Genomic DNA, 5257 nt, shown 5'->3' on the forward strand with positions numbered 1-5257 from the left:
GTGAAACTGTTTATGGAAATATTGGACAGGACTTGATTCAAAAATTTGACACAATGATTATTAATTTTGATAAAATGTTTATCAGATTTAAATAAAAAAGTACTGTTACCAACAATAAATATAAGTCATTTGGCAGATGCTGATAAATTTAAAAATTAGTAAATTTAATAAAATGTATAACGATTTGATACGGTGGAGCTTTGAAATGCCAAACGCCCTATATTTTAAACGTTAGGCAATATTAAAAACGACCACAATATTAAATGACAAAAAGAAAATCACTTTCTAAAAAAGTACGTTTTGAGGTGTTTAAAAGAGATAAATTCCAATGTCAATATTGTGGAAAAAAAGCACCTGATGTAGTACTAAATGTTGACCACATAGACCCAGTAGCTAATGGCGGAACAAATGAAGTAATCAACCTTATCACGAGTTGTTTTGATTGCAACCAAGGCAAAAAAGCCAGATTACTTTCAGATGATACTGTTATTCAAAAACAGCGTAAACAATTAGAATTAATTCAAGAACGTAGAGAGCAACTTGAATTGATGCTCGAATGGAAAAAAACACTAACAGAATTTGAGGATGAAAAAGTAACGATGGTAAGTGATTATTGGGCTTCAATGATGAATCCATACTCGTTAAACGAAAATGGGCTTAAATCTTTAGAGAAGCTAATCAAGAAATTTCCGATTGAGGACATTTTGGAGGCTATTGATATCGCTAATGAAAAATACCTAGTCTTTGATGAAGAGGGCAATATAACTAAGGAAAGTGTTGAAGAAGCATTTGACAAAGTTGGCGGAATTTGTGCCCTGAAAAATATGCCTGAACTCAAGAAGAAGATGGCATATATAAAAGGTATTTGTCGTAATAGATTTTCATATTGGGACAATAAAAAGGGTTCTATAATTTTAAACAATTATGTTAACGCGTTAAAAGAAGCTGATTGGTCAGATGAACGAATAATACAAGATTTAGAAAATGAGGTAATTCCAAAATCTATTGAATCTAAAAATTGGTCGCAATGGAGAGGTCTTATAGAACAATGGACTGACGACATAATTAATTGGTCGAATAACACGACATCAGAACAGGAAGAAGAAATAAAAGAATTTCCATACGAAACTTTGGAAATGCATACACATATGTTTTTCTCTGAAATTAGAGATGTAATTAGTGCATTAAAATTCATAGGACAAGCCTTTCCAGAATTTGACAATAAAAAGTTTCAAATGTCAATTTATAAAGACTTGGAAACAATACTTTCAATGGAAGGAATGGAACAAACGGAATTTAGCAAGTTTATATATTCTTGCGATTCAATTAAATTCTTTAAAATTCCTGATGATATTGAAAATGAGGAGTTTGGTATGCTGACAAAATTGAGCTATTTTGCTGAGGAGCAAGTTGAAAATGTGCTTAATGAATTAAACCTTGAAAGAACAGGATATTCGGAAAAAGACAAAAAGGTTTTGAGATTATTAATAAAAGAAAAAATAAATAACATTGCCTAACAATGGCTATAAGTAATTGCTTGTTCTCGCCTACTTCTGAAAATCCTTGCGGATTTTCAGTTTGGTGCAAACTTGCAAAGTTAATTGCTAAACCACGCAACTACTCATAGCCGAAACCGTTGGCAACAAGCTGAATAAAAATTCGAAAATCATAAAAGCAACTGAAAATGATAATTTTGTACCTTTGATAAAAAGCTAATAAAATGGATTTACAAACGAGAAAATTAGAACTTATTCAGGAATTTTTGAAAATTCAAAGTGAAGATGTCATCTCACGTCTGGAAAAGATTTTAAAAAAAGAAAACAAAAAATCTGGACACGAAGATTTTAAGCCAATGACAATTGATGAGTTTAATTCTCGAATTGACCAGTCTATGGAAGATTCAAAAAATGGTCGATTAATCGAAGCGAGTGAATTAAAAGCCAAAATTGATAAATGGAACTAAATTTATTCTGGACTGATTTTTCTCAAAAAGAGCTCGAAAAAATCTATGAATATTATCGAGAAAACGCAGGAATAAGAGTTGCTAAAAATCTTGTTAACGGAATTTATAATGAAACACTAAAATTAAAAATTCAGCCGAGAATCGGACAAGAAGAAGAAATTTTAAAGAACAGAAAACAAGAATTTAGATATTTAGTTTATAAAAATTATAAAGTCATTTATTGGATTAACGAAAAAGAAAACCGAATTGAAATCAATGATGTTTTCGATACTCGACAAAACCCAACAAAAATCAAAAGAACAAAATAAAGCCAGTTGCCAACAACGTATAACAACAATTGCGGCTTTGTATTCTGCGGACACAACAGCGCAAGCATAAAAGTCAGGGATTTTAGCTATCTTAGTTTTTAAACAACCCGCAACTGATTGTTATACAAACTCGTTAGGCATAATGCAAAAAAACAAAAAACAACTATGATTTCGATTTTTTTAAGCTACCCAAAACCATTTAATTCGGAACAAGAAAAGTTCATCACAACAATAAAAGAATATCTAAAACAAAGAGGATTTGAACCGAGAACTTTAGGTGTTACTGATTATGATATGGATGAACCATTAACTGCTATTAGGAGGTTAATGTTGGAATCAAATGGACTTTTGACAATAGCGTTTAAAAGAACATTAATTGAGAGTGGAAAAGGTAAACCAAATAGCGATATTGGAGAAATTCAATATGATTTATCTAATAAATGGATTACAAGCCCTTATTGCCAAATTGAGCCTGCTATGGCATTTCAGATTGGACTGCCAATATTGATATTGAGAGAAGAAGGAGTTATAGCTGATGGAATTCTTGAGAGAGGTGTAACCGGAACTTACTTACCAGAGTTTGATTTGTCGAAAAGTGTATCATATCTTGATAATAAAGAATGGCAACAAATTATTGGAAAATGGGAAGGATTCGTAAGAAAAGTAGTGGACACTAAAGGTTATCCACCTAAACTATATTAACAAGCACTATGCCTAACACCGTATATAATTTATTGCTAGTTCTAGCCTACTTACGAAAATCCTCGCGGATTTTCTATTCGGTTTGTATTTGCTAAAATTAGGTGCTTAAACCACGCAACAAACCATATACAAACACGTTAGCAGCAAGGCTGAAGAAAAAAATGGCACAAAACAGTGAAACATACAACAATTTCAGGATAGCTGTTCCGACAGAGTATAAAAACGTATTTTCTCATTTCTATTTTGCCGAAAATCAATCCAACGAAACTATAACAAAAACTTTATTGCCTTCTTACCAAACCATTTTGATTTTCAATTTCGGAACAAAAGCATTGCTCAATTCGGAACAAAACACACAAATAGAAATTGACAAATGCATTATATTGGGAACAATAAGAAAAGCGTTTGATTATTTGTTACCACCACAATCAAAAATTTTGGTTGCTAACTTCGAAAACGATGCGTTTTATCGGTTTTTTGGCAATGTTTCACTTGCTAAAAATTTACCAATAAATCCTGATGAACTGTTGAACGAAAATTGCTTTACGTCATTGTGGTATGAACTCAATAAAATTGATAATGTAGACTCGCAAGTAAACTATATTCTTGAGTTTTGTAAGCCCTATTTACAACCACGCGACAAAATTGCCGAACAATTAATAAATTTTACGGAACAATCGTTAAATCCTATCAAAGCAATTGCCAGCGACAATAACCAAACAGCGCGAAATATCCAAATCAAACAAAAACAATACTTCGGGTACTCTGCAAAAGAAATTAACCGCTACCAACGATTTTTAAAAGCAATTAAATATATTGAGAACATTGCTTCAAAAGCTTCAAAGGAAGATTGGTTTTCTATCATCAACGATTGTGGTTACTACGACCAAAGCCAACTCATTAATGACTTTAAATATTACCTTAATCTGAGTCCGACAAAATACTTGAAATTCCAACAAGACATTTGTAGTCCCGTAAACTAACTTTCGTTTTCTTACAATTTTAGTGAAAAACGGCATTCTACTTTTGCTCTATCAAATAAAAAAAGTAGAAAATGAAACATTTAATTATTTACGCACATCCAAATGCACAGAGTTTGAATGGGCATTTAAAACAAGTAGTTGTAGAACACCTTAACAAAAACGGACACCAAGTAAAAGTTAGGGATTTATACAAACAGAATTTTAATCCTGTTCTTTCATTAGAAGATATGGAAGGACAGCGAAAAGGACAGGTCTATGAAGATGTGAAAATTGAACAAGATTATATTGATTGGGCAGATGTCATTACATTTATCTACCCGATTTGGTGGACAGGTTTACCTGCTATAATGAAAGGTTATATTGACCGTGTTTTTAGTTATGGTTTTGCTTACCGATATGACCAAGGTGTTCAAAAAGGGCTACTTGTAGGCAAACAAACCGTCATTATCAATACGCACGGAAAATCACATACTGAGTATTGTGATTTGGGAATAGATAAAGCTCTTAGACTTACATCAGACAAGGGAATTTACATATACTGTGGTTTAGATGTAAAACAACATTTCTTCTTTGATAAAGCGGATAAAGCAAATTCAGAAACTATTGAACAATGGACTACACAAATAAAAAACCTTTTTTCAAAATGATATATATTTTTAAAACTTCGGTTACGACTAAAAAATTAGTAAAACAACTAAAGCCTCAACTTGATAATATCTGTATCGATGGAAGTTGGAATTTTGACCTTGAAGACTTCGATAAAATTTTACGCTTAAATGTAAGCAAGAAGGTAAAAGAAGAAACTATATCGTTCCTGAAATCACAAAATATTCTTTGCAACGAATTACATTAATAATTTTAATTCAAAATAAGATGAAACAGACAAAAATATCTTTTGACAAATCGGCTTACAGTCCTATACTTTTCAAGAGTTATAAAATAACCAAGAAAATACTGAAATATAGTTTGTATATTATAGTACTATATTTTGCTTTCCGAGGGTTTATGGATTGGAAATAACAAGATGGAAGCCCGTGCTGCTAACAACGTATATAACAAATAGCTACGTCTTTTCTAAACCGAAAATTTTGGTATATTTGGTTAGTCGCCAAATCTTTTGATTTGGCTTTTTGAACTAAAAATTAAAAATCAAAACGCAAAAGTTTTGGCTTGTGAAGAACTGAAAATTAACTCATTTTTGCTCGCTACTTGCCATATACAATCACGTTGTACAACATACCCAAAATGAACAAACTGCTGACAATTTCACTTCTGATTTTCTTATTTCTGTCTTGTAAAAA

The 5257-nt window shown here is 31.6% G+C and carries 7 protein-coding genes; all 7 read left to right on the forward strand.

Annotated features, from left to right (window positions below):
- Positions 1-263 precede the first annotated feature (263 nt).
- The 7 genes from ACN0WI_RS16890 (at position 264) to ACN0WI_RS16920 (ending at position 4809) form a co-directional block, all read left to right on the forward strand.
- On the forward strand, positions 264-1517 hold the full coding sequence (locus ACN0WI_RS16890; RefSeq protein WP_417888223.1) for an HNH endonuclease: 1254 nt from the start codon (positions 264-266) through the stop codon (positions 1515-1517).
- A gap of 203 nt (positions 1518-1720) precedes the next feature.
- Positions 1721-1963, forward strand: a complete 243-nt coding sequence (locus tag ACN0WI_RS16895; RefSeq protein ID WP_270064145.1) for a hypothetical protein — start codon at positions 1721-1723, stop codon at positions 1961-1963.
- Complete coding sequence (locus ACN0WI_RS16900; RefSeq protein WP_417888224.1) at positions 1954-2271, forward strand: type II toxin-antitoxin system RelE/ParE family toxin; 318 nt, start codon at positions 1954-1956, stop codon at positions 2269-2271. Before ACN0WI_RS16895 ends, ACN0WI_RS16900 begins: the two co-directional genes overlap by 10 nt.
- 165 nt (positions 2272-2436) lie before the next feature.
- Entirely contained in the window at positions 2437-2973 is a 537-nt protein-coding gene (locus tag ACN0WI_RS16905) for a hypothetical protein (protein WP_417888225.1), read from the forward strand.
- Between the two features lie 161 nt (positions 2974-3134).
- A complete protein-coding gene (locus tag ACN0WI_RS16910; RefSeq protein ID WP_417888226.1) occupies positions 3135-3956 on the forward strand; it encodes a helix-turn-helix domain-containing protein in 822 nt (273 codons plus the stop codon).
- A gap of 71 nt (positions 3957-4027) precedes the next feature.
- The gene (locus ACN0WI_RS16915) at positions 4028-4603 is read left to right on the forward strand and encodes an NAD(P)H-dependent oxidoreductase (protein ID WP_417888227.1); all 576 of its coding nucleotides are present in this window, start codon (positions 4028-4030) and stop codon (positions 4601-4603) included.
- Positions 4600-4809, forward strand: a complete 210-nt coding sequence (locus ACN0WI_RS16920; protein ID WP_417888228.1) for a hypothetical protein — start codon at positions 4600-4602, stop codon at positions 4807-4809. Before ACN0WI_RS16915 ends, ACN0WI_RS16920 begins: the two co-directional genes overlap by 4 nt.
- The last annotated feature ends 448 nt before the right edge of the window (positions 4810-5257 follow it).

The sequence above is a fragment of the Zunongwangia sp. genome (assembly GCF_048269745.1).
GTDB lineage: Bacteria > Bacteroidota > Bacteroidia > Flavobacteriales > Flavobacteriaceae > Zunongwangia.